The organism is Ureibacillus sinduriensis BLB-1 = JCM 15800 (assembly GCF_000772955.1).
GTDB classification, from domain to species: Bacteria; Bacillota; Bacilli; order Bacillales_A; family Planococcaceae; genus Ureibacillus; species Ureibacillus sinduriensis.
On the sequence record NZ_JPVO01000055.1, the window covers coordinates 409,163 to 434,795 of the forward strand.

The following is a 25,633-nucleotide window of genomic DNA, read 5'->3' on the forward strand; positions in this document are numbered from 1 at the left end:
TGAATTCGATTGGTAGAGCTTGAAGAGATTTTAGAAATGGATGACGGCCATAAAGTTTATGTCCGCATATACAAACCTAAAGGTACACCAATAGGGAACTTCCATATTCTGCACGGAATGGCGGAACACGGGGGGCGTTATGACGATTTTGCCGAACGCTTGACCGAACAGGGTTATTTTGTAACCGCACATGATCATCGAGGTCATGGCAAGACTGCCGAATTGAATGGCATGCTCGGATTTTTTGGGGAAGAAAACGGCTTTCAGCGGGTAGTGGACGATGTGTTTGATATCATCCAACATTATAGTGAGGATCCGAGCAACCAGGAAATCGTACTGTTTGGACATAGCATGGGTTCTTTCATCGCCCGCAGGTTTCTTCAACTTTATAGCGGAATGATCGATAAGTGTATTTTATGTGGAACGGGTGCAACAACTGCCCTCCATCAAGTCGGAAATGCGGTTGCCCGTTCACTCTGTGCATGGAAAGGGAAAAACTTGCCAAGCCAGCTCATGAATGATTTAAGCTTCAATAGTTTCAGCAGGAGCGTGTTGAATCCCAGAACGATTTACGATTGGCTCTGCAGCAATGAAGAAGAAGTTGAAAAGTATATAGAAGATCCTTATTGTGGCTTTGTCCCAACCAATCAATTTTTTGTGGACCTGACAAATGGATTGTTAATCATCAATCAAAAAGAGGAACTAAAGAATATTCGTAAGGATTTACCGATTTTATTGATTAGCGGCAGTGAAGATCCCGTTGGAAGCAAGGGCTCCGGAGTTTTTAAGGTCGCTAAAGATATGAATGAAGCGAACCTTACGGATGTGGCCGTATATTTGTTTGAAGGCATGCGGCATGAAATCCTGAAAGAAGTCAATCGAGAACATGTATATTCTGTAATTACACGGTGGTTAAATAGATGAATGAAAAGAAAATCGATGTGGTCGCCATTGTTGGTCCGACCGCTTCAGGCAAGACAGCTTTAAGCATTAAAATGGCAAAAGCATTTGATGGGGAAATTATCAACGGTGATTCCATGCAAATTTACAAAGGGCTGGATATTGGTACAGCCAAAATTTCCGAAGAGGAAATGCAAGGCATTCCCCATCATCTGTTAAGCTTTAAAGAACCGACAGAAAGTTTTTCTGTTGCTGAATATCAAACACTTGTCCGGGAAAAGATTTCCGAAATACAAGATCGTGGAAAACTACCGATCATCGTAGGGGGGACAGGCCTCTATGTACAAGCAGTGCTTTACGATTTTCAGTTTACGAAAGAAGATGTGGATGAAGAAGCGCGGAAAAAGTATTATGAACAATTAGCGCAAATTGGTCCGGAAGCCATGCATTCAAAATTAAGGGAATTAGATCCACAGACTGCTGAAACAATCCATCCCAATAATACGCGCCGTGTTATTCGGGCGCTCGAAATGGTGGAGCTTCATGGGGTGTCAAAGGCTAGCGATGAGCACAATCGTGGAAATATACCATTATATAACCATTTAATCATTGGGCTCGATATGGATCGGGAGAAATTATATGAACGCATCAATTTGCGCGTAGATCTCATGATGGATCAAGGCTTGCTCGAAGAAGTGAGGAGCCTATGGGAACGCGGCATCCGTGATGTACAATCCGTCCAGGCAATCGGATATAAGGAATTATACGCCTATTTGGAAGGCAGGTTAACTCTAATGGATGCAATCGAGGAACTGAAACAAAATTCACGAAGATATGCGAAGCGCCAACTCACCTACTTCCGGAACAAGCTGGATGTCGAATGGATAGGAAATGAATGGAATAAAATCGAAAATTATTCGAAATTATTCAATTATTAAGAAGGATTTTCTTTCCAGGCACCGAATACCTAATAGTAGAAAACTATGGACGAGGTGTATACGGCGTGAAATCAATTAATCTACAAGATACTTTCCTGAATAATCTTCGAAAAAACAATACTTTTGTAACAGTATTCTTATTAAATGGTTTCCAATTAAAAGGTCTGGTCAAATCTTATGATAATTTTACTGTTTTGCTGGAAGTGGAAGGGAAACAACATTTAATTTATAAACATGCAATCTCTACTTTTTCTCCATCAAAACAAGTAGCAATTACTTCAGACAATGAGGAACATTGATGACAAAATCGGCCAAGTGATGGTACTTGCCGATTTTTTTAGTGTATGAATTAGCTTTTCTTAAAAATCCCGTTTATTGCAAGGGCATCTTTTTTTCATTATACTGAGTAGGAATTGCCTCATGTAAATTTTTATAAGAGGCGAAATGGAAATATCGGAGGTCTTAATAATGAAAACAATGACGAGCGACGAATTAATTAATTTACTGGATGCAAACGAAGATTTAAACATAATTGATGTGCGGGAAGATTTCGAGGTCGAGCAGGGCATGATTCCTGGTGCCATCCACATTCCACTCGGCTCAATCCCGGAAAAAGCTCCTGAGTTGGATAAGTCAAAAGAGTACATCATGGTATGCAAAGGTGGCGTCCGCAGTGCCAATGCAGGCGAGTATTTGGAATCTCAAGGTTTCCAGGTGACGAATCTTGAAGGCGGTATGATGGCATATGATGGTGAGTTAGAGTTTAAGTAAGGCAGTGGAGTGGATGAAGGGCAAATTTTGAAAAGATTGTAGCTTTTCAAACACTTACATATATGAGTACCAAAAAAAGCACATAGATGAGTGTTGTTTTACTCATCTGTGTGCTCCTTTATTTGTATCGATTTTAATCGCTGTTCGCTCTGATCCTGGCTTTTCGGTTTGTTTCAATGCTCTTACAGGCAATTTCCAATGTCTAGTATAGGATAAAACCCGTAAAGCTGTCATGACGATGAATAATGCATATAAGAGGATGTCGCCAGTTAAAAGTTGTAGGCCGATAATTAAACCGGCAGCTGCCGCCCAAACGGCATATATCTCATCACGAAGTACCAATGGCTTTCTCCGTGCTAATAAATCGCGGATAATTCCTCCACCCGATCCTGTCAAAACGGCCGCCACAATGACAGCACTGATTGGAAGTTCGAGGGAAACGGCATAAAGTGCCCCTTGAATTGCAAAAGCGGACAAGCCGATTGCATCTGTGAAATTTCCCCAGCGGTTCCAATGCTTGATCAGATGATGGGGAACTAGGAAAAATATGGTAATTGCAGCTATCGCAATTTGAAACATCATTTCTTGGCTCCACAAAGTAGAAACCGGCAAGCCAATCAACAAGTTTCGTATTGCACCCCCGCCAAAAGCAGTGACAATCCCCAACAAGTAAACACCGAATAGGTCGTATTCTTCTTCCATGGCCACAATTGCACCAGATATTGCAAAGGCGATAGTACCAATAATACTAAAGACTTCCCATGCCATTTTACATTGCCTCCTTACATGAACATGCAAGTTTGAGAATAGCAGTTTAAAAGGATTTCGTAAAGTAAATTTTTTTAATAAAATAATTTTTCCATTTCCTTAAGGATATGGAGTGTCCACAAACCTCACAACCTAAAATAGTTGAAAAGATAACAAGAATTGTTAAGATAAGAAAGGAAATATATTAGAAGGTATCACCATTGTCGCATCGGCGATTTTAGAGAACGGAGTAAAGAACATGACATTTAGATCAACTTTAAAGCCAGAAACGCTTGAGTTAGCAAATAAAGTAGAAGAAAAAGTTAAATCCATTCATGCGAAAATTGATGAAATGGCATTTTACAATCAACAAAAAGTACTAGCGGCATTCCGGAAGCATCAAGTAAGTGATTTTCATCTTCATCCTTCCAACGGGTACGGTTATGACGACGAGGGACGCGACAACTTGGAGCGAGTCTACGCGGATGCATTTGGTGCGGAGTCCGCCATTGTACGGGCACAAATTATTTCAGGAACCCACGCGATTACGCTAAGTTTATTCGGCGTGTTAAGACCTGGTGACGAACTGGTGTATATTACTGGAAAACCATACGATACGCTTCAGTCCATTGTGGACGGAGGGGAAAAAGATACAGGCTCGCTAAAAGATTTTGGTATCGGCTATTCCCATGTGGATTTAATAGAAGATCGCGAAATTGATTGGGATGGCGTTAAAGCATCAATTAATGATAAAACGAAAATGGTGGCCATCCAACGCTCGAAAGGATATGCTACGCGTCCGTCATATACAATTGAAGACATTGAGCAGATGTGCAGCAAAATTCGTGAAATCAAATCGGATGTCATCATTTTTGTGGATAACTGCTACGGGGAATTTGTCGAAGCAATGGAGCCGACGGAAATAGGAGCCGATTTAATGGCAGGTTCTTTAATAAAAAATCCAGGTGGCGGGCTGGCGAAAATCGGGGGATATATTGCAGGGCGGTCCGATTTGGTTGAAAAGTGTGCTTTCCGTATGACATCTCCAGGAATTGGTGCAGAAGCAGGCGCTTCCCTAAATACATTAGCCGACTTTTACCAAGGGTTCTTTTTAGCACCCCATGTGGTGGCGCAAAGCTTGAAAGGGGCAGTATTCACTTCGGCTATGCTGGAGGAGGTTGGAATGTCGACATATCCGCATTATGCGGACAAGCGGACAGATTTAATCCAATCCGTTTCTTTCCAGACGGCGGAGCAAATGATCGCATTTTGCCAAGAAATCCAAGCAGCTTCCCCGGTGAATGCGCATTTTGCCCCTGAACCCGCCTATATGCCAGGTTATGAGGATGACGTCATCATGGCAGCAGGTACTTTTGTTCAAGGATCAAGCATAGAACTGACTGCAGATGGTCCAATCCGCCCACCCTATACTGCCTTCGTGCAAGGTGGCTTGACTTACGAGCATGTTAAATATGCAATTTGCAGTGCGGTACAGAAATTAATATAACAGGACGGCGGCTCGGAGCAATCCGAGTCGCTTTTTAAACAACTTGCTTCTACAATGAAAACCTATAAAAATGCGGTCGGCCAAAATTACTCAAAATTATCCACCCGGAAAATGTTGTTGCCATTAAAACAAGATTAATTTAGTAAAGCTACATTCCCTAAACCCTGGCCTCCCATAACGAATATTCGCTTTGCTCTTAAAATATAGTGGTGCAGTTAAGTTTAAGCTGAATCACATGAAATCTACATCCCTAAAAAACTACCAACCTAAACAGGAATTTATTAATAACATATACTGTTTAAAAATATAATGTAGTAAATTATCCAAGATTGGGGTTGTGTATGGGGAAGTTCAAAAAGAATAAAAATTACGACCTCATCATATTTTATTTCATAGGTATGTGGGTTCTGAGCGTGATTGGTCTTTTGGTCGCATTGTTATTGCCGATTTCGGTAGTAATAATCCTAGCTTTGCTTGGTATTGGTCTAGCCGTCGTGACATTTATGTGGCGACTTGGCAATATGATGGTTTTCCTGATACCGATTTTATTTGGGGTTCTGCATTTTTTGCTCCTCATCATTTTGATTGACTGGTTAGGAGCGGCTTTAATCATTTCGGTGTTCATCGGAACCATTGTTATTTTCCTGACAGTTGCATTCTTGGGAATCAAGCTTATAGAATATAGCATTTCAGAGGCTTTGATGTACTCCTTCACGATTTTGATTGTATTTGTTGTCTTCGCTTTCATCTATATTTTTATTCCAGTAAGTAGTCCATTTTTCCTTGTAGTAGCCGGTATTTTTGTATTGGCTTTTGCCCTGTATACTGTCTATGAGTTGGATTGTATCCGGAATGAATTTATTCGTGAAAATGAAGTTCTATTTTTTGCGCTAAGGTTGTACTTAAACCTGGCATTTATCGTCATCAATATCCTTGTGTCAAAGCGGGGGAAAAGATAGTAGGTCTCGCTTTCGGTATACTTGTCACTAATATTCTAATAAAGAGCTGCAGTTTGGATTGGTATAACCAATTTGATCTGCGGTTTTTTGTTTTCTCGAGGGGAGTTTTCGATTAAATTCTGCTATACACCTTAATCTTTATATTTAACAGTCAATGTAAAGTATCATCAACTATCAGACAAATGATGTCATAATAAAAAGAATTATAAAACTATTGTAAAAACTTAAATCTCAAGATATTCTTTTATAAGTAAATGTTCATAACCTTCTTCGTTAATGTTAGTTTTTCTAACGTAAGATTGACAATCTATCTGACTGAGGTTAAGATGGATGTAAGGGAGGTGGATTAAATGGGTAGTGAAAGAAGATCAAGTGAATTAAGAAGATCCATGCCGCTTTTGCCGATCAGTACGGTTATGCAGTTAACTGAACTATCAGCGCGTCAAATTCGCTATTACGAAGAACATGATTTAATTCAGCCACACCGTACGGAAGGTAATAGAAGAATGTTTTCCTTAAACGACGTCGATACGTTGTTGGATGTGAAGGATATGTTGGAGCAAGGCGTCAACATGGCCGGAATCAAAAAAGTATTTGAGATGAAAAATAATCCTGCAGTCCAAGCTGCCAAAGCAAAAGAAGAAATTTCTGATGCAGAATTGCGCCGTATACTTCGTGAAGAAATGATGAATAATGGGCGTCATCAAAAAACGTCGTTACGACAAGGGGATTTATCGCGTTTCTATCAATAGGACGCGTGAATTATAAATAGAAACTAGTATATGAACTAATTTGCAAATCGCTAAATAGGGAAAAGTAGGAGTGTGGAATTCTGTGGGTAAATACACGAAGGACGATATTAAACGTCTTGTTCAAGAAAAAGAAGTAAAATATATTCGACTACAATTTACAGACATTTTAGGGACGATTAAAAACGTAGAAATTCCAGTAAGTCAACTTGATAAAGCATTGGATAACAAAATGATGTTTGATGGATCTTCGATTGAAGGATTCGTACGCATTGAAGAATCCGATATGTATCTTTATCCTGATCTTGACACATTCATGGTGTTCCCATGGACTACTGACAACGGTAAAGTAGCACGTTTCATATGCGACATATACACTGCTGAAGGTGAACCATTCTCAGGTGACCCTCGCAATAACTTAAAACGTGTACTAAAAGGGATGGAAGAGTTAGGTTTCACGCATTTCAACTTAGGACCCGAGCCGGAGTTCTTCTTGTTCAAACTTGATGCAAAAGGGGAACCGACACTTGAAGTAAACGACCATGGGGGCTATTTTGACTTGGCGCCTACAGATTTAGGTGAAAACTGCCGTCGAGATATTGTGTTGGAGCTTGAGGAAATGGGCTTTGAAATTGAGGCATCCCACCATGAGGTTGCTCCTGGCCAACATGAAATCGACTTCAAATATGCAAATGCGATTGAAGCATGCGATAATATCCAAACGTTTAAACTTGTTGTTAAAACGATTGCTCGCAAACATGGGTTACATGCAACATTCATGCCAAAACCATTATTTGGTGAGGCAGGCTCAGGAATGCACTGTAACGTTTCGCTATTTAAGGGCAAAGAGAATGCATTCTACGACCCAAGCACAGAAATCGGATTATCCCAAACGGCTATGCAGTTCATGGCGGGAGTATTGGGGCACGTTCAAGGGTTTACAGCGATTACAAACCCAACAGTAAACTCGTACAAACGCCTTGTACCTGGCTATGAAGCGCCATGTTACGTGGCTTGGTCAGCGCAAAACCGTTCACCGTTAATTCGCGTACCGGCTTCTCGTGGTTTATCCACTCGTATCGAAGTGCGCTCAGTGGACCCTTCTGCAAATCCTTATTTAGCTTTAGCGGCGATTTTGGAATCTGGCTTGGAAGGTATTCGTAACAAAATGACACCTCCGCCTGCAATTAACCGCAACATCTACGTGATGAGCGAGGAAGAGCGTAAAGCAAACGGAATCGATAACTTACCGGCTTCACTAGACGATGCGCTTATTGCTCTTTCAAAAGATGAAGTTGTCAAAAACGCATTAGGAAGCCATATCTATGCAAACTTCAAGGAAGCAAAAGAGATTGAGTTCGATATGTTCCGCACGGTCGTCCACCCATGGGAACGTGAACAATATTTGAAAATGTATTAATTTTTATGCACCTGGCACAGTATGTGTCAGGTTTTTTCGTTCGTCTAGAAAGAATTAAATAATTTTATATTGGAAACAGAAGCAGTAAATTTGCTTGAAAATCAATTTTAAAGTCCTGATATTCATTTCTATTAACATTCACTCGTTGATAATTTATTAATTGAACTTCTTTAAATATCCGAAATTGTTGTTCGAGATTAGTGATTTTTTCAGTATTTGTATTAAAACGCTGCGGTTGAAAAAATATTGAATCATACATAATAGTTCCTGTTATGTATTGGAATATGGATATTATTGACAATTGCTAGATGTGTGTAATAGTAACAGGAAGAAACTTTTAGGATATGCAATATAGGGGGGATTTTAATGAGCCTGTAAAAGTGGAATATAGTGCTTATGAAGCTTGTTCATAGGCACTATAATTTTTTGACTGTGAAATTGGAAAGCTATATAGATTATTATTCCTCCTCAATTATTGAATCGCTAAGTGTTAACTTGCGTGCTTGACCATACTCTATGATAGTAAGTCCGGAACCGATATTGCCACCTGTTCCTTGTGCAAAAACTACTTGAGCGTTTCCGGAAGCTGTAAAAGATCGGGCATATATAGCACCAGTTACTTTTGCACTTCCTTCTAATTGTACGTGTGCATTGGGTGCATAAACATGTTGCCCGTCTGCACCTGCAGCTCCACTAATAGTTAAATTAGAACCACCTGTATATATATTGCCTTTTAAGCTCGGTCCGTTCCATCCATTTGCTACGTTCATATTTGCGTTCTTTACAAAAATGTTAGCACTCATAGCTGTTTCATCCGTAATGTTGAAATCGTTGTTGCCAAGATAGTATATACTGGCTCTTTCCGGACTTCCAGATTTATTAAAAGACCCTTTTATTGCATAGGAACTTTTCACATATATATTTAACTTGCCTGTACCATTTAGGGTAATATGTCCCTGCAGAATATTTAAATTATCAACAAATATATTCTTGTCTGTACTTCCTACATTGATAGATAAATTAATATTTTCCACAACTTTCAATTCTTTTAAATGCATATCGCCTTGCAGTTCAATCGTTTTCGTACTGTTGGTACCAGTTGTTAAAACACCGTTTTGAATGAATGGTTTCAGATTCGATGGATAAGAATATTCTCCCCAGTTTGAAAATTTACTATCGGGGAAAATAGGTAATATGTTTTTAGGTAATGGTTCGGGTTCAATTAGCTGTTTTACCATATCGCTTTTATAACTCGGATAACTAAATTTGCTTCGTGTTGTACCGATTTTTCCATCAATGCTATTGTTTCCAATTATAGAAATGCTTCCGGATTCTGAAGAAACGCTTCCCTTTATCCCGGCACTGCCATACATTGTGATATCCCCATATGTATGGACGGCATACTTTGCGGGTGGCAGACCAGTAGTTTTCGATGTTTCCTCCACGTCGAAAAGGATAGTGATATTTTGTGAAACTGTCCGGGTGTGATTATCTATGTTTCCGGTGGAAGTTATCTTATAGATTAATGGTGTAGTATTAATCTTGCTTATTCTAATATGTGCAGAAGGATGTTCACCGAATTGTGGTTCGAAATCTGTGTAAGTTTTGGTATCGGTATCTACATGTAATGCTACAGCTTTAAAAAATTCTTCCTCAAAATTAAATGTAGCTTTATCTTTATCTGGTAGACGATTGTAGAAGCTTTTAATTGTTTCATATGTTTTTAAGATAGTGTTATTGAGTGATGAAACTTCTCTATTTAAACCCGCTTCAGCAATATAGTAGGTCGATTGGTCGGCGCGTTCACTAGATGATATTTTTAAAACGTTTGAAGATAGTGATAGTAAGCTTATGCCAATTACGGAGACGAAAACAAGCAACAAAAATGCAATCAACATTGAATAGCCATTTTCATTCTTAAGATTTTGTTCCATTGAATACATCCCCCCTAAAATATAAAGTAGTTGATTCACCTTTGGATGATTTGATCTCAATACTATTATCAATTTTATTAAGATTGAATTGATCTATATTAGAAACTAACTTTTGATCATTTCGGTATAGAGTATTATCGATCAGCGCATATACAATATCACCGTCATTTGTCTCAAAAATGTATTGGTTATTTGCTTTGTTGTATTCCACGTATATAGTTTTCCTTACATCCTTTGTTACAACTTTAAAAGCATAACTTACAGCGCTTAACTCTTGGTTACTTTTCACTTCTTCTTTATGTGCTTTGTTACTGTTGAAAAGTATCCCTATTAGGAGTATGGAAATAAAAGAGATAATAATAAGTACCGCTAACACTTCAATCAATGTAATTCCTTTTTGTGTCTTTATGAGAGGGAACATATTAATGTTCCTCCTTCCAATTAAATGCGTTTTCCATTTGAGTTTTTAGAATATTATTTTCATATACCTTAATCACAATTGCTACCACAGCTACTTTTGATTCATTTTCGAGTATGACATTATCTTTAATTGTTAATAGAATGTATGAATTAGGGCCGTTATCTAATTTTAATGTTTCATCCACCTTGGTTGAAGAATCACTTTTATATCCAAGATTTTTAAAGTCATTTGAAATTTGCTCTTTTATATTATTTATAATGTTTTCTTGGTTTAAATTGGAAAATGTATTTCTCTCCAATGTTTTATTCATATTATATATATTTTCCATTTCAGTCTGAGCGATGTATGTAGAATTGACTATATCTTCACTTGAGTTGCCAACCCTATTAGATTGGATAATAAGACTAAAGAAAGAAATTAAAACTATACTAATAATCAGTATAGAAGCAATTACTTCGATAAGTGAGATACCTTGTTCATTCAGTTTTTTATTTATTCTATTCAATGAGTTACACCTCTTTAAGTGGGTTTAATTAAATATACCCGTATTTACAATTTCAATTCTGATTCATTTACTTTAATTTTAGTAGCTCATTTTACCAATGATAGTTTTGGTGAATTGAAGGAGTTTATCATCTACAATGTGACTTTTCTATGCGTGGTGTATCAATTTTTTCGTATAAATTAAATGATAATATCGGAATATTATTTTTTTATTATACTGTGTACATTAAAATAGTAATAGAGGGAAGTCGATAATAAATAAAAAAATATTTTGTTTAGTAAAAAAGATATATACATTACTAATAAAATTGTGTATTTTAGTTATAAGATACAATATTTTGGTATCTATTATTGTTATTTTTTAAGATTTTCTAAAGATACATACAATTTTAACACTACTAATAGTTTCATATAGTAGAATGAGAAGTAAATAATTTGTAGGAGTCAATGGACTTACATACTAATCATAAAGTCTGAATTATCAAATAGCAATATTTGCTAATTTTAGTTTAAGTTACATACGAAAAAAGTTAAATTTTGAAACATCCTACTATAAATAGTTTTAATTAGGAACTTGAGGTGAGTTGCATGGCATCAAAAATGAAACCGGTTCTTTTAATCGCATTAAGTGTGGCTGTTATTCTGTTTTTATCTATCCAGGGAAGTATTATGAATACCGCCTCTGCTGATGAGTCGGTGAAGGGATCGACCATCGCGGGAGTTGAAGTGTCTGGGTTGGATGAGGACGAGATGATGGAAGCTCTACAACTTGCCATTAATTCGTGGATCGCGGAACCTATGATCATTAGTGATGGGGAACACGAAGTCCAAGTTGACCCTTCACAACTCATTTTTGATTTGGAAAGTACAGTAAAACAGTACCAGACAACTGTGGATCAGCCATGGTTTGCCTTTTGGGAATCTGAGCAAGTAGTCCATCTCCCGATTCAAGTAACGGTGTCAGAAGTTATAAAAAACGATATAGCTACACAAATGAATTGGGATGTTGAGGCTACTTTGAATTCAATGACAACGCACGCTTCTTATCTAAAAGAGCATGAGATTGCCGCCGTACAAAAAGATTTAACGTCTCTTGAAAATGAGCGAATTGCCCTTTCCATTGAAACGATTCCAAATGAAGGAGCAGGAATCTCGGATGTGGTCGATCTCTTGAATGGGACGGTTGTCTATCCGGGTGAGACGTTTTCTTTCATCACGGTGATGGGAGAAAGCAATGCAACCAACGAAGCCAAAAATTTTGTTGCTTCACTTTTGTATGATGCGATATTAAATACAGAATTTCAAATTGTTGAGCGTCATGCCCAAGAGAAACTACCAGCTTACTTAGAGCCTGGAATTAATGCAAAAATCAACATTCAATTTAATGAAGACTTACAGTTTTTGAACAGTTCAATGAATCCCATCAAAATCAATGCAACGGTTGAAGGGCCTGAATTAAAACTGGAAATCTATTCAACTGAAAAAAGTAAGGAAGTACTTGTACAAACTTTCAAAGAAGAAATATCGCCCCGCATTATCAATCGCTATTCTGAAAATCTGTCGGCTGGACAAGAGCAATTAGTTCAAGAGGGCAAGAATGGTATGCGCGTTGTTGTTACCCGCATTGTTTCGGAGAGAGGCAGTACAACAGAGGAACAAATCAGTCGCGACTACTACTCACCTACGAATCGCATTGTCTTGATATCAGCCGATCAACCAGAGCAAGCTGGAACAACGAATCCAGCGGATATGATAGACGAAAATGGTTACCCTGCTGATAACACAGATACAACAGGAACAGCAAATTTCGGGCCTGACCCAAATGGGGTAGATAACGGAGATCCCGATACTCAAATTGATTTAGACAATAACGGGTTGCCTGATATGCCATTGAATGAAGGGGAAGAGGATTTGCCAGAAGGCAGTTATTACGACAAAGGTGGAAACTTGATTACTCCATAGGAAGGGGAGTGTGGCAATTGAGAATGCAATCTCGAAAACGACTTGGGGACTTGCTCGTTGAAGCAGGGGTCATTACAAATGATCAGCTTGATTATGCCTTGACGAATAAAAGCCGCGATGAAAAACTAGGGGACTTTTTGATTCGCGAAAATTACTTGACCGAGCAGCAGCTGATCGAAGTTCTTGAATTTCAATTGGGCATTCCACATATTAACTTAAACCAATATTCGATTGAACCGGAACTATTGCAATTAGTGCCGGCTGAACTCGCAAAACGAGCGAATATTATGCCCATCCGACGTGAGAAAAACAGGCTTTTTATTGCCATGGCGGATCCAATGGACTATTTCGCTATTGAAGAAGTACGAATGGCAACGGGCTGTCAAATCGAGACAAGTATTGCAGCGAAAGATGACCTATATCGAACGATTACCAAATACTATGACTTGCAAGAGTCAATGGAAGCAGCACTAACCGATCTTGGTGTTACAGCACCTGAGGCACAGCCAGAAATAACGGATGAAGAATCGCCTATAGTCCGTCTGGTCAATCAAATTATCGCTAATGGGGTCGCACAAAGGGCCAGTGATATTCACTTCGACCCACAGGAAACTGAATTCCGTGTGCGATACCGTGTTGACGGCCAGTTAAGAACTGAGCGTTCATTACCAAAGCATATGCAAAATATGCTTGCAGCCCGCGTGAAAATTATGGGGGGTTTAAATATTACCGAAAACCGTGTACCGCAAGACGGTCGAATCAAAACAACGGTTAACTTTAAACCGATCGACATACGGTTATCGACTTTGCCAACGATTTTTGGTGAGAAGATTGTAATGCGTATCCTCGATCTTAGTAATGCTGCAACCGATGTGGACAAGCTAGGTTTGAACTCCAAAAATGAGCAGCTATTCCGAAATATGATTGCCCGGCCGAATGGTATTGTTTTGATTACCGGACCAACCGGATCAGGTAAATCGACAACTTTATATGCGGCCTTGTCCCATCTGAATAAGGAAGGCGTCAACATTATAACCGTTGAGGATCCCGTGGAATATCAATTGGATGGAATCAACCAAATCCAAGTGAAGGAAGAAGTAGGCTTAACTTTTGCGGCTGGTTTACGTTCGATCTTGCGTCAAGACCCCGATATCGTCATGATAGGGGAAATACGAGATCTGGAAACGGCTGAAATAGCGACTCGCGCTTCCTTAACCGGGCACTTGGTTCTCAGTACATTGCATACAAACAGTGCGGTTGAATCGATTTCGAGGCTGCATGATATGGGCATTGAACCTTTCCTTATCTCCTCATCATTAGTGGGAGTCGTTGCCCAACGTTTAGTTCGCAAGGTATGTCGGGACTGTGGAAAAACGGTACCTGCAACAGACCGCGAGAAAGAAATTTTTGCCGAAGTCGGAATGACGGTATCAACCGTCAATCGCGGACGCGGTTGTCCAGCTTGCAATCATACCGGGTACCGGGGACGCCTTGCCATCCACGAAATTCTCCCGGTTGACCGAACAATCAAAGACTTCATTCTGCAAAGAACAAGTGTGAATTTAATTCGAAACTACATGAAAGAAGCAGGTTATCACACACTGGTGGAAGATGGTTTGTTAAAAGTGCTTGAAGGTTATACAACTACTGAAGAAGTATTACATGTAGCAACAGTTGAATAGGAAGTGAGAAGATGTTTAGTATACGTTCGTTATTGGAGAGAGCCTACGAAGAAAAAGCATCGGATTTGCATATTACGGTTGGAATTCCCCCTGTCTACCGGATAAATGGAAAACTTAAGCAGTATGGTGACGTTGCTGTAACCCCGGATATGGCGCAAGCACTTGTCAGGGAAGTCCTTCCTAGTTATAAGTCGGATGAATACGAGGGTAAAGGGGAAACGGATTTTAATTACTCGCTGGATGATTTGTGCCGCTTCCGTGTCAATGCTTATCATCAACGGAACGATTGTGCCATTGCATTCCGTTTGATTCCATCGAAAATCCCGACGATCGAATCCCTTGGTATGCCTAAAGTGCTATACGATTTAGCGGATAAACCTCAAGGGTTAATTTTGGTCACGGGTCCAACAGGTTCCGGTAAATCAACAACACTCGCTGCAATGCTTGATTATATTAATGAGACAAAGTCGAAGCACATCATCACGCTTGAAGACCCAATCGAATATTTGCATAACCATAAAAAATCGATTGTCAATCAACGTGAGATCGGTATTGATACACAGGATTTTGCCAGCGGCTTACGTGCATCGCTCCGCCAGGATCCCGATGTCATTTTGGTTGGCGAGATGCGTGATTTGGAGACAATTTCCACTGCTATCACTGCTGCTGAAACAGGGCATCTGGTTTTTGCGACATTGCATACATCAAGTGCACCGACAACGATTGACCGTATCATTGATGTGTTTCCGCCGCATCAACAAGGGCAAATTCGAATACAGCTTGCGAACGTGCTTCAAGGGATTATCTCCCAAAGGTTATTCACCCGCAGAGACGCAACAAGTCGTATAGCAGCAACTGAAATATTAACAGCCCCTCCTTCCGTGACGAACTTGATCCGGAACGAAAAAGTACACCAAATTCCTAGTGTAATGCAAACAAGCAGGGCCATGGGGATGCATACTTTGGAAACTTCGATTCAAACGCTCATTTCTTCCGGTAAGGTATCGATGGAAGAAGCGCGTCCTTACCTGAAGATGGAAGATTATAGTATATGAATGTTGGTGAGTTAATTGACTGTTTATAAATATATAGGCCGTTCGAAGCAAGGGGCACAAAAAAAGGGCATTGTGGAAGCTGCCAATAAACAAGCGGCTATTGCAAAACTCAGAGCTGATGGCATAAACCCGCGTGAAGTGAGCGAATCCAATAGTCTTTTGCATAAGGAATTGAGCTTGGTCGGCAATAAAGTTAAAAACCAAGATTTTGTCATTTACTTGAGACAATTTGCAACATTAATAAGAGCTGGCGTATCCATCGTTGAATCGACCCGGATTTTAGCGGATCAAACAAAAAGCAAACCTTTGAAAAAGGCATTATTAACGGTTGAGGAAGATATTAGGACAGGTGTTTCTTTCTCGGAGGCTACACACAAACATCCAAAAGTGTTTCCGCTGCTCTTTTCGAACATGATGCGTTCAGGTGAGGCAACAGGGAATATTGATGATACGTTGGAACGGTTGGCTAATACGTTCGAAAAACAATACAACCTAAAGAAAAAAGTGCAATCGACGATGACCTATCCTGCCGTCCTGTTTGTTTTAACGATTGTTGTGGCGATTTTTATGATGGTGGTGATTGTTCCATCTTTTGTGGAGTCATTTGAAAGTATGGGTGCCGAGCTGCCTTGGATGACGGTAGTAACGATTGCGGTTAGTGAATGGCTGCAGAAGTTTTGGTGGCTATTGATTTTATTGGTAGTTGCGGCTGTGATCTCATTCCGGATGCTCTATAAAAGAAACGAACAATTCAACTATGCGGTGCATTACGCGTTGCTGAGAATGCCGATCTTTGGCCCGTTGCTGCAAAAAACAGCGATATCCCGCATGATGGGGACTTTATCTTCATTATTCAGCAGTGCGGTTCCCATTTTGCAGTCATTGACAATTGTGGAACGAGTAGTCGGAAATCCTGTCATGAGCCGGGTGGTTTTGGAAGCAAGGGATAATTTGGAAAGAGGGAATACACTTTCCGAACCGCTTGAAGAAAGCTGGCTTTTCCCACCGCTTGTGACTTCCATGACAAGAATCGGGGAGTCGACAGGTTCGTTGGATTATATGCTGGAAAAAATAGCGGAGTTCTATGACGCGGAAGTGGAAAGATCTGTCGATACATTGAAATCATTAATTGAACCTCTAATGATTCTGTTCCTGGCCGGAATAGTCGGCGTGATCGTTTCGGCCATCTTCCTGCCGATGTTTAGTCTTTACGAGCAAATGTAATAAAATTCGAAAAAATAACGAGGACGTTTTGCAGGGAGGTGAAAAGACATGCAACAAACGTCCATGCAAAAACACAATATTATTCATCAAAACATAAAATTTAAAGGAGGATTTCATATGTTTAAAAATATGAAAAAACGTATTAAAAACGAAAAAGGTTTAACATTGATCGAACTATTAGCAGTAATCGTTATTTTAGCTATTATTGCGGCAATTGCGATTCCTGCTATTGGGAATATTATTGATAATTCTAGAATTAAAGCAGTAAAAGCAGATGCAGCAAATATTATTAATGCTGCAAATTTATATTATACTGATGGAAATACAGCGACTTTCACTCAGTCTACTGCAGGTGAATATGTTGGAGACCCTGGTTCGTTTTCAGCGTATTCTGTTGATAACTCACTTACTATGACTACTGGTACAGCAGAAAGTGGTGGACGCACGTATACGTTAACAAATGCTACAATAAATGGCTTAGAGATAGAAAGTGCTGAAATTGGTGCTGAGTTCGGAATTACCCGTACAGGAGACTAACTAGATTAGTTTTTGATGAAACACCCAATTTTTATTGGGTGTTTTAATGAAAATCTAATTTATAAAAGGAGCCCTGCGAATGTTCAAGAAAAAGAAAAATTCCCATGTGTCAATCGAGATGAATGATTATGTACTTCGCGCACTTGTTTCAAAGGGCCCAGATTTGTCCCAAGCCGAGGTGTTTGAAGTGGCTTTGCCTCATGAAGTCATCGACGAAGCTACTTTGAAAGATGAAATGGCGTTGTTCGAGATTTTTAAAGAAAATGCCGTTAAATGGGGTGGGAAAAAGCAAAATGTCCGCTTTTTTGTCCCCGATCCGACCGTTTTGTTAAAATCGTTTGAGCATCCCCGTGATGTCGAGCCCGACAAACTGAAAGAGTATGTCCAAATGGAGCTTGGGCACAGTATTCACTTACCTTTCCAAGATTCATTAATCGATGTTTACGACCCCATTGCCGGCGATGGGCAGGCGATGTTGTTTGCCGCTGCTTCTGAAGAAGTCAATAAATACATCACCCTCTTTTTGGACATCCATATGGAGCCGCAAGCTGCCGACATCCGCGCGTTATGCAATTTACGCTTGCTTGAAAGAATGGAAATGATCGATAATGAAAAGACATACTTAATTTCCAACTGGCTTATTAATGAATTATCGATTTGTATCTACTCCAATGGGCATGTGGATTTCTTGCGTTATCAGCAGATCCCCACGACCATTTCCCAATGGCACTCCAAGTCAATAAAGGATAATGAGCTGGAGTTTACATATGGCGGCGAGTTGGAAGATTACCGAATGACGATTATGGATCAGGTGCTGGAACTTGAACGTATTATGAACTTCTTCCGTTTTTCTTTGCATAAAGGGGAAAAGTCCGTTGATGAAATCATTGTTATGGGCGATAACCCGCTTCTTGATAATATTCATCGTTATCTGCAAGATACACTGCCGGTTACAGCGAAAATGGTGGATGATTCACAAATCAACAAGTACTTCCCAGGATTTAAAGCAAAACATGCATCGTTGCTTGGGCTTGCGCTAAAGGAGATTTCATCATGATACCAGATATTAACCTCATCCCCAGACTTGAAAAAAGCCAACAAGGATCCAAACTGGTTTATATCTTGCTCGTAATTGTTGCTTTATTGGCACTGACATTCCTCATCTGGCAATACTTTACGGCACGCGCAGACATTGCGAATCTGGAAAGGGAACAAGCGAGCCTTAATAACCAGCGCAATCAATTGAACGAACAAATAGCTGCTTTACAGCCAGGAAGTGGAGGATCTTTGGAACAATCGTTGCAATTCATTGAAATGGTGTCTTATCCAGTTTCGCCATTGATCGATGAAATTCAAGGGTTGCAACCGAACAACTCCTATTTGCGCAATTATGCATTTAGTCCGGAAAGTGTTTCACTCTCGATTGATTTTGAAACATTGAGCGATGTTTCTGCATTTGTGACAAGGTTGAATAATAGCGCATATTTCATCGATGGACAAGTTCTTTCGATTACAAGCTCCGCGCTGGGTGAGGAACCCGGTACCGAGGATGAAACGGATTTTAATGTCATTCCTAGACAATCCGTTGAAATCATGCTTTTGATCAACGAGACCTATTTGGCTACTGGAGGTGTTCAATAGTGAAGCTCTCTGGTAATAAAAATACTTCTTTGCTACTGCTTGTAGCATTAATCGCTGCCTTGTTATTTGCGATTTTCTATTACATCGTGTTGCCGAAAAAAGATAATGTGCAATCACTTGAAAACTCCATAAATGCTTTACAGACAGAGATTGGGGCACTTCAGGCGCAGATTGATTCTTCAACAGAAGAATCGACTAGCGATGTCTCCAATGTATTTGAAATTCGTCAAAAGTTGCCTCAATCACGACAGATTGATCAGCTGCTTCTAAACTTGGAAGAGATTGAGTTTGTATCAAAAACCCGTATTACTTCCATTGGTTTTAACAGCTATGATGCACTCGTATCGGAATCTGCTATTGTTCCCCTTCCTGAGGAAGAGACGGCTGAGGATGCAGCAGAAGGTCAGATGGATGGAGCGGAAGTTACTGACACTGAAGAAGCGGGTGAAGGAAATGAAACAGGCGAAACGGTTGAAACGCCTGTATCAGAAATTGCTGCACAGACATTGCCAACTGAACTTAAGCTCATTACTTTCAATTTGGAAATCGAGGCACCGGATGATCAAAATATACAAGTTTTCATCGAAGAAATTGAAAACTTGAAACGCATTATGCATATGGACTCAATTAGCTTCACACTTCTGGGGGAAGAAGGTGAATTCAGGGAAGAGGGCAACGATACAGTTACTGCTTCTATCCAAGTAACGACTTTCTATTATGAAGGAGAGTCTTAATTAGACATTCTCCAAATAAGTGAACAATGTTAAAATGATACAATCGGGATTCGGATGTTGACGGATCCCGATGATTTTAGGTTTAGGAGGTGCATACTATGGAAATCGTTTATACCGTGTTTGCATTTATTTTTGGACTTGTGTTTGGCTCGTTCCTTAACGTGGTAGGTTTGAGAGTGCCCAAGAAAGAGTCGATATCCACACCACCGTCTCATTGCACAAACTGCCAGCGTCGCTTAACGCTATTGGATTTGATTCCTGTCTTGTCATACATATTTTTACGGGGTAAATGCCGAACATGCCATGCCAAAATCTCCCCGATTTACTTACTTACAGAGATGGTTACGGGGCTTCTATTTGCGCTCGCGGTTTGGAATTTCGGGTTAACAATTGAAACAGCCGTGGCGCTGTTGTTCATTTCCTTATTGATGATTATCGTGGTGTCTGACTTTGCCTATATGCTTATTCCGGACAAGGTGCTCTTGTTCTTTTTGCCGTTACTCGCATTAGGTCGCATATTCTCGCCGATTGAGCCATGGTGGGATAGCATCCTGGGGGCTGTTGTCGGCTTTGGCATCCTCTATCTCATCGCGGTTGTTTCCAAAGGAGGCATGGGTGGGGGAGACATTAAGCTTTTCTTTTTAATAGGACTTGTGTTGGGAACATTGAATACACTGCTCACCCTATTCCTGTCAGCATTCATCGGAATGATTGCAGGTATGATCATGCTGAAAGTCCGCAATCAAGGCAGGAAAACACCTATCCCATTCGGACCTTCCATCGCTTTGGCTGCCATCATCGTCTATTTTTACGGTGAAGTGATACTAGATTGGTATGCGAATTTATTTTGATGATTAGAGACGCCTCCAGACTGTTGACGAATGCTTTCATCCTGAGTTGGTTTTCTGTCAAGCTAATCCTTCATTAGAAGGGGGATAACCTAAAAAAGTGATACAAAGTCGAAGATCGACATTGTCTAAGTCGCCTATTGATTAGGCGACTCTTTTTTTGAAAGGAAAAATAAAGTTAGTCTAGAATATTCTAAAACAAGTAATTATTATAGGAATTATGGAGGTGGTTCGGATGAAACCGATAATCGGAATTACGATGACAACGAACAACGGGCAGTATTGCATAAATGAGGCTTATGTAAAATCCATCATTCAAGCGGGCGGAATTCCGCTCATGATTCCTTTTGGTGTGGAAAGAGATGCCGAACAATTGCTCGAAGGGATCGATGGGTTGCTGCTCACAGGTGGGGTGGACATCCATCCGCATTTCTTTGATGAAGAGCCACATATTAAAATCGGCGAAATTATGCTGGAACGCGATGAAGTCGAACTGGAGCTAACAGAAGCCGCACTGAAGAAAAAAATGCCGATATTCGGGATTTGCAGGGGGTTTCAACTGTTAAACGTAGCGCTGGGTGGAACGCTCTATCAGGATATCAATTCGCAATATGAGCATACGCCCATCCTTCACAAGCAAAATGCCCGCAGAAAAGAAGCATCCCATTTCATAGAAATTAGGAAGGGCAGCCAGCTATACGAAATGATCGGCAAAGAAAAAATTGCAGTCAATTCATTTCATCATCAAGCATTGAAGAAGGTACCGGATAGTTTCGAGATTACAGCAAAAGCAAGCGACGGCATTATCGAAGCCTTTGAAATGAAAGATTATCCTTATTGTGTGGGCGTACAATGGCATCCTGAGGAGATGGCCATTGCCGAGGATGAACATGCAAAGAAACTATTCAAGTCATTTATCGACGCTAGTGCTGCCTTTAAACAGCAAAATGAACCGCTCGTGTCACACTTGCCTTCATAAGTTGCCAGATGAGGGTGAAGCTCTTAATCTAATGGTGGCCATCAGACTTGTATAAGAATACTATAAATAAAAAGGTTGTCTCACAGTCTATTGACCAACGAGACAACTTTTTTTAATGAATATTTCGATATAAACCTACTACCTTACCTAAAATCGTCACTTGATTTACTAGGATTGGGTCCATAGTTGAATTTTCCGGTTGAAGTCGGAAGTGTGTTTTTTCTTTAAAGAAACGTTTTACCGTTGCTTCGTCATCCTCCGTCATCGCCACGACGATCTCACCGTTATTCGCCGTGTTCGTTTGTTTCACAACTACATAATCGCCATCCAGAATACCGGCTTCTATCATTGATTCTCCCATGACCTCAAGCATGAATAAATTTTCCTCGCCTGTACCGTACGCATCTGGCAGTGGGAAATATTCCTCGATATTTTCAATTGCCGTGATCGGCAGTCCCGCGGTAACTTTCCCTACTAATGGAACATGTACTACGGATTGCTTTTGAACTGTAGCTTCTTCCTGATCAAGAATTTCAATGGCGCGCGGTTTTGTCGGGTCACGGCGGATTAAGCCTTTACTCTCCAACCGAGCTAGATGGCCATGTACCGTCGAACTTGACGCAAGACCTACAGCCTCTCCTATTTCACGAACTGATGGGGGATATCCCTTCGTCCGTACTTCTTCTTTTATGAATGTTAAAATATCTTCTTGCCTCTTTGATATTTTCTTCAACTCTACCACCTCTTTTGTGAATATGTACCTCTATTAGTTACATATAGTATATCAGTGAAAGAACAAAAATGCAAACATAGGTTCGAAATCGGTGTTGACAAAAACAAGTGTTCGTATTAAATTAGGAACATATATTCGTGAGAACAAATATTCGAAAAGAGGTTTTATTTATGAAATGGTTGGAAAAAAATACTTATATTGTGGTGTTATTCATTGCTTTTCTTGTAATGGGTGCATTTCTATTAATAACTGATAATGGCAAAACAACATACGAACAAATTGAAATTCAGCATGGCGATACATTATGGACACTAGCAGAAACTTATCGTGGTAAAATGCCAATACAAGAGTGGATACAGCAAGTGAAAGCTGAAAACGGGATTTCTGATGAACATATCGTTGCTGGACATGCCTTAACTGTTCCGGTGAATTCCCATAGTATCTATATTGCAAAAATAAAGAGTGAAGAAGATCTTCATTCAGTAGAGGTAGCGGTCAAAAATCAATGAGCAAGAAAAATAAGGCAGTCATTTATACACGGGTAAGTACCGATAAAAATACGCAAGAGACATCACTAGCGCGGCAGGAAGAGGAATTGCGGCGCTATGCGGATGAAATGGATTTTCAAATTTTGGGGACATTCCAAGACCAACATAGCGGCTATGAAGTGGAGCGGGATGGGCTTCTTGAAATGTTGGATTTCATAAAAGAAAAGAAAGTAACAGTATTGTTCGTGCAAGACGAAACGCGTTTGGGGCGTGGCAATGCTCGAATGGCCGTATTGCATTTGCTGCAAAAAAATGGGACAACGGTTTATTCCTTAAACAATGCGGGACCTCTGACATTAAATGAAATGGATACGATGTTACTGGAGATTCTTGCAATCGTGGAAGAGTACCAACGAAAAATTCATAATGCAAAAATAAAAAGAGGTATGAGGCGTGCAGTCGATAACGGTTATCGACCCGAGTTGAATATTAAAAATCGGCATAATCATGAGGGGCGCGAACGGATAGAAGTACCGATCGAAGAAATTGTAAATTTACGGGACAAGGGTCTGACTTTCCAGGAAATCGCTTCTACCTTAAGGGGGTTGGGATTCCAAGTGAGCAAAGCTACCGTCCACCGTAGATATATAGAATATGTTGAAAGTCTTGAACATTAAACATGTTGAGTATGATAAATCAGTTAAACAAGTCCTAATTTGAAATGTTAAATCAATTCTCTTAAATTCTTCTATGGTAAGGAGTTAGATCCATAACCACTCAACTTAATCCTAGCAATTTCTTTTCATTGAAATTGCAATCTGGTAGAATTTTTTTAAAAATGGGTATGATTTCTATTTTTTGTATGCTATATTTGTGATAATTCAATATTCGAAAAATTTATTAAGTGCTCATATTCAAAAATGAGGTAAAAGGGAAATCAGTGAAATTCTGGTACAGCCCCCGCTACTGTAAGGCAGATGAACCCACAATACCACCAGTTCAGGGAAGGTGTGGCAGTAAGGTGAAGCCGAGTCAGGAAACCTGCTTAATAAAGATAGTTAGACTTTTCGGAGGGAAAAGACAAGGCTAGTGTTTGTTAATTACATTGCGGTATTTAACGTTTTTTGTTATGCCAATATTAATTCTGCCTGTATTCCTAAAAAGAGTACAGGCTTTTTTTATTTTCTTTTCCCCTTATGTTGAATTCGTAGGGGAAAAGCAACCGCAGTTTTTACTAGTTTAGGGGGAGTGTTATGAATAAAGGGAAAATTTTTGTTGTTGGCTTTGGTCCCGGCGACTATGAACATATAACCAAAAGAGCTATTGATGCTTTGCAGCAAAGTGAATATATTATCGGCTATAAAACCTATGTTGAATTGATCGCCGACTTGGTTACAGCAAAATCAATCGTCAGTACAGGCATGACGGAAGAAGTTTCTCGTGCACAGGAAGCCGTACGGCAAGCTGAGCTCGGAAACATTGTATCGGTTATTTCCAGTGGTGATTCCGGTGTATATGGAATGGCCGGACTTGTCTATGAGGTGCTTATTGAAATGGGCTGGAAGCAGGATACAGGCATCGAAGTGGAGGTTGTACCAGGTATTTCAGCCATCAACTCTTGTGCTAGTTTGCTCGGTGCACCGGTAATGCACGATTCTTGCACAATCAGTTTGAGTGACCATTTGACGCCCTGGACCGTCATTGAAAAGCGAATTGAAGCAGCAGCAATGGCGGACTTCGTTATTGCCCTATACAACCCGAAAAGCGGTCGACGCACTAGGCAAATTGTTGAGGCACAAAGAATCTTGTTGCAATATCGATCCCCTTCAACACCAGTTGGACTGGTGAAAAGCGCATATAGGGAAAAGCAACAGATTGTGATGACAACATTGGCGGAAATGCTGAATCATGAAATCGGTATGTTAACAACAGTGATTATAGGTAACTCTTCAACCTTTTATTATGATAATAAAATGATTACCCCCCGCGGCTATCAACGGAAATATACGCTGGGAGAAGAGAAACAGGCCTTGAAACCGCATCAACGCTTGAAAAAAGAGGCGGAACCGTGGGCACTTGATCAAGATACCGGGTTGGCTAAGAGCGGTTATGAGAAAATCGTCGAAAAAAAAGTAAATCGATCTGCACTGGAACTGGCTAGTGAAGCATTGGCACTTGTCGGAGGAGTCAAAAGTGAGCCCCCCCGTGACCAAAATTTCGCCAAGCCGCTTGTTCAGCAGGAAATCGAATCCATCTTTGAAATTGGGGTGAGCCCAGGGGTTGCAAATAAATCGTTTACTCCGGAACAAATGCGGACTTTAGCAGACTTGGTAGGGGAAAATGGCACGATGGAATATACGCCAGATCACAAAATCCATTTGAAAATCCCAACAGAACAGCCGTTGAAAATTGTCGAAATGTTGGAAAACGTCGGATTTTTGTTGGCACCAATCGGCGATTACTTAAATTTAAAAGCATGTGATTTTTGCTACGGCGAAAAAGCGGATGCAATTCCATACGCTGAAAGGATTCAAAAAGATTTAGGTGGGATGAAGCTGCCCAAGGAGTTGCATATAGGATTTAATGGCTGCGGTATGGCTTGCTATCGGGCTGTTTTTGATGATATCGGCATCGTCTATCGAAAGAAAAAGTTTGACTTGTTCATCGGTGCCAAACCAGTTGGGCGAACGGCCCATGCAGCCCAGCCAGTTGCTGAGGGCATCGAACCCGAGGAACTCGTTCCATTAATCACAAGAATTATAGATGAGTATAAACAAAATGCACACCCAAATGAGCGACTGTTCAAATATTTTAAACGTGTCAGGAAAATTTTGAATTACAACTATCAGGATATGAGCAGCAAAATTGAAGTTGAACCTGCGCCATGCGGAGATTAGGAG

26 protein-coding genes and 1 riboswitch are annotated in these 25,633 nt (G+C 40.1%); of the genes, 21 read left to right on the forward strand and 5 right to left on the reverse strand.

Annotated elements, in window-relative coordinates; all coding sequences use genetic code 11:
• Window positions 1-9 precede the first annotated feature (9 nt).
• The 4 genes from CD33_RS17845 (at window position 10) to CD33_RS17860 (ending at window position 2,609) form a co-directional block, all read left to right on the forward strand.
• The gene (locus CD33_RS17845) at window positions 10-924 is read left to right on the forward strand and encodes an alpha/beta fold hydrolase (protein WP_235863136.1); all 915 of its coding nucleotides are present in this window, start codon (window positions 10-12) and stop codon (window positions 922-924) included.
• Window positions 921-1,838: a tRNA (adenosine(37)-N6)-dimethylallyltransferase MiaA gene (gene miaA / locus CD33_RS17850; RefSeq protein ID WP_036203329.1), complete on the forward strand. Its 918-nt coding sequence runs from the start codon at window positions 921-923 to the stop codon at window positions 1,836-1,838. The genes CD33_RS17845 and miaA overlap by 4 nt, the downstream gene beginning before the upstream one ends.
• A 65-nt stretch (window positions 1,839-1,903) precedes the next feature.
• On the forward strand, window positions 1,904-2,137 hold the full coding sequence (hfq, locus tag CD33_RS17855; protein ID WP_036203332.1) for an RNA chaperone Hfq: 234 nt from the start codon (window positions 1,904-1,906) through the stop codon (window positions 2,135-2,137).
• Between the two features lie 169 nt (window positions 2,138-2,306).
• The gene (locus tag CD33_RS17860) at window positions 2,307-2,609 is read left to right on the forward strand and encodes a rhodanese-like domain-containing protein (protein ID WP_036203336.1); all 303 of its coding nucleotides are present in this window, start codon (window positions 2,307-2,309) and stop codon (window positions 2,607-2,609) included.
• A gap of 102 nt (window positions 2,610-2,711) precedes the next feature.
• On the opposite strand, the gene CD33_RS17865 is transcribed toward CD33_RS17860, so the two are convergent.
• Window positions 2,712-3,377 (reverse strand): trimeric intracellular cation channel family protein, encoded by a 666-nt coding sequence (locus CD33_RS17865; RefSeq protein WP_052130326.1) that lies wholly within the window; start codon window positions 3,375-3,377, stop codon window positions 2,712-2,714.
• A gap of 238 nt (window positions 3,378-3,615) precedes the next feature.
• Here CD33_RS17865 and CD33_RS17870 point away from each other — a divergent pair, with 238 nt between their 5' ends.
• The 4 genes from CD33_RS17870 (at window position 3,616) to glnA (ending at window position 7,991) form a co-directional block, all read left to right on the forward strand.
• Window positions 3,616-4,863 carry a methionine gamma-lyase family protein gene (locus CD33_RS17870; RefSeq protein WP_036203338.1) on the forward strand — a complete coding sequence of 416 codons (1,248 nt, stop codon included), beginning with the start codon at window positions 3,616-3,618 and terminating at the stop codon, window positions 4,861-4,863.
• Between the two features lie 341 nt (window positions 4,864-5,204).
• Window positions 5,205-5,822 (forward strand): Bax inhibitor-1 family protein, encoded by a 618-nt coding sequence (locus CD33_RS17875; RefSeq protein ID WP_036203342.1) that lies wholly within the window; start codon window positions 5,205-5,207, stop codon window positions 5,820-5,822.
• A 350-nt stretch (window positions 5,823-6,172) separates the two neighbouring features.
• On the forward strand, window positions 6,173-6,574 hold the full coding sequence (locus CD33_RS17880) for a MerR family transcriptional regulator (protein ID WP_036203344.1): 402 nt from the start codon (window positions 6,173-6,175) through the stop codon (window positions 6,572-6,574).
• An 82-nt stretch (window positions 6,575-6,656) separates the two neighbouring features.
• On the forward strand, window positions 6,657-7,991 hold the full coding sequence (gene glnA, locus CD33_RS17885; RefSeq protein WP_036203348.1) for a type I glutamate--ammonia ligase: 1,335 nt from the start codon (window positions 6,657-6,659) through the stop codon (window positions 7,989-7,991).
• Between the two features lie 458 nt (window positions 7,992-8,449).
• Here the strand turns inward: glnA and CD33_RS17895 are convergent, their stop codons facing one another.
• Genes CD33_RS17895 through CD33_RS19615 form a run of 3 tightly spaced genes read right to left on the reverse strand, consistent with a single transcriptional unit; the run spans window position 8,450 to window position 10,851 of the window.
• Window positions 8,450-9,925: a hypothetical protein gene (locus CD33_RS17895; protein ID WP_036203354.1), complete on the reverse strand. Its 1,476-nt coding sequence runs from the start codon at window positions 9,923-9,925 to the stop codon at window positions 8,450-8,452.
• Window positions 9,909-10,346, reverse strand: coding sequence for a prepilin-type N-terminal cleavage/methylation domain-containing protein (locus CD33_RS17900; RefSeq protein WP_036203357.1), 438 nt, complete (start codon window positions 10,344-10,346; stop codon window positions 9,909-9,911). Before CD33_RS17900 ends, CD33_RS17895 begins: the two co-directional genes overlap by 17 nt.
• A gap of 1 nt (window position 10,347) precedes the next feature.
• Entirely contained in the window at window positions 10,348-10,851 is a 504-nt protein-coding gene (locus tag CD33_RS19615; protein ID WP_052130327.1) for a hypothetical protein, read from the reverse strand.
• A gap of 587 nt (window positions 10,852-11,438) precedes the next feature.
• On the opposite strand from CD33_RS19615, the gene CD33_RS17910 reads away from it, so the two are divergent.
• The 10 genes from CD33_RS17910 (at window position 11,439) to CD33_RS17955 (ending at window position 21,512) form a co-directional block, all read left to right on the forward strand.
• Entirely contained in the window at window positions 11,439-12,812 is a 1,374-nt protein-coding gene (locus CD33_RS17910) for a VanW family protein (protein WP_036203360.1), read from the forward strand.
• A gap of 23 nt (window positions 12,813-12,835) precedes the next feature.
• On the forward strand, window positions 12,836-14,494 hold the full coding sequence (locus tag CD33_RS17915) for a GspE/PulE family protein (protein ID WP_235863152.1): 1,659 nt from the start codon (window positions 12,836-12,838) through the stop codon (window positions 14,492-14,494).
• 11 nt (window positions 14,495-14,505) lie between these two features.
• The gene (locus CD33_RS17920; protein WP_036203366.1) at window positions 14,506-15,549 is read left to right on the forward strand and encodes a type IV pilus twitching motility protein PilT; all 1,044 of its coding nucleotides are present in this window, start codon (window positions 14,506-14,508) and stop codon (window positions 15,547-15,549) included.
• Window positions 15,550-15,564: 15 nt separating this feature from the next.
• Window positions 15,565-16,773 (forward strand): type II secretion system F family protein, encoded by a 1,209-nt coding sequence (locus CD33_RS17925; RefSeq protein ID WP_052130328.1) that lies wholly within the window; start codon window positions 15,565-15,567, stop codon window positions 16,771-16,773.
• A gap of 48 nt (window positions 16,774-16,821) precedes the next feature.
• Window positions 16,822-17,310, forward strand: coding sequence for a prepilin-type N-terminal cleavage/methylation domain-containing protein (locus CD33_RS19620; protein ID WP_373906710.1), 489 nt, complete (start codon window positions 16,822-16,824; stop codon window positions 17,308-17,310).
• A 79-nt stretch (window positions 17,311-17,389) separates the two neighbouring features.
• Window positions 17,390-18,367, forward strand: coding sequence for a type IV pilus biogenesis protein PilM (pilM, locus tag CD33_RS17935; protein ID WP_036203368.1), 978 nt, complete (start codon window positions 17,390-17,392; stop codon window positions 18,365-18,367).
• Window positions 18,364-18,951, forward strand: coding sequence for a PilN domain-containing protein (locus CD33_RS17940; protein ID WP_036203370.1), 588 nt, complete (start codon window positions 18,364-18,366; stop codon window positions 18,949-18,951). The genes pilM and CD33_RS17940 overlap by 4 nt, the downstream gene beginning before the upstream one ends.
• Entirely contained in the window at window positions 18,951-19,685 is a 735-nt protein-coding gene (locus CD33_RS17945; protein WP_052130329.1) for a hypothetical protein, read from the forward strand. The genes CD33_RS17940 and CD33_RS17945 overlap by 1 nt, the downstream gene beginning before the upstream one ends.
• A gap of 98 nt (window positions 19,686-19,783) precedes the next feature.
• Entirely contained in the window at window positions 19,784-20,536 is a 753-nt protein-coding gene (locus tag CD33_RS17950) for a prepilin peptidase (protein WP_036203374.1), read from the forward strand.
• Window positions 20,537-20,768: 232 nt separating this feature from the next.
• Window positions 20,769-21,512, forward strand: a complete 744-nt coding sequence (locus CD33_RS17955) for a gamma-glutamyl-gamma-aminobutyrate hydrolase family protein (RefSeq protein WP_036203376.1) — start codon at window positions 20,769-20,771, stop codon at window positions 21,510-21,512.
• A gap of 112 nt (window positions 21,513-21,624) precedes the next feature.
• Here CD33_RS17955 and lexA read toward each other — a convergent pair whose 3' ends face one another.
• Entirely contained in the window at window positions 21,625-22,245 is a 621-nt protein-coding gene (gene lexA, locus CD33_RS17960; RefSeq protein ID WP_036203378.1) for a transcriptional repressor LexA, read from the reverse strand.
• A gap of 170 nt (window positions 22,246-22,415) precedes the next feature.
• On the opposite strand from lexA, the gene yneA reads away from it, so the two are divergent.
• The 3 genes from yneA to cobJ all read left to right on the forward strand — a co-directional run bounded on the left by yneA (window position 22,416) and on the right by cobJ (window position 25,630).
• Window positions 22,416-22,754 (forward strand): cell division suppressor protein YneA, encoded by a 339-nt coding sequence (gene yneA, locus CD33_RS17965; RefSeq protein WP_036203382.1) that lies wholly within the window; start codon window positions 22,416-22,418, stop codon window positions 22,752-22,754.
• Window positions 22,751-23,410 carry a YneB family resolvase-like protein gene (locus CD33_RS17970; RefSeq protein ID WP_036203387.1) on the forward strand — a complete coding sequence of 220 codons (660 nt, stop codon included), beginning with the start codon at window positions 22,751-22,753 and terminating at the stop codon, window positions 23,408-23,410. The genes yneA and CD33_RS17970 overlap by 4 nt, the downstream gene beginning before the upstream one ends.
• 208 nt (window positions 23,411-23,618) lie before the next feature.
• Window positions 23,619-23,796: riboswitch (cobalamin riboswitch) on the forward strand.
• Window positions 23,797-23,986: 190 nt separating this feature from the next.
• On the forward strand, window positions 23,987-25,630 hold the full coding sequence (gene cobJ, locus CD33_RS17975) for a precorrin-3B C(17)-methyltransferase (RefSeq protein WP_036203390.1): 1,644 nt from the start codon (window positions 23,987-23,989) through the stop codon (window positions 25,628-25,630).
• Window positions 25,631-25,633 lie beyond the last annotated feature (3 nt).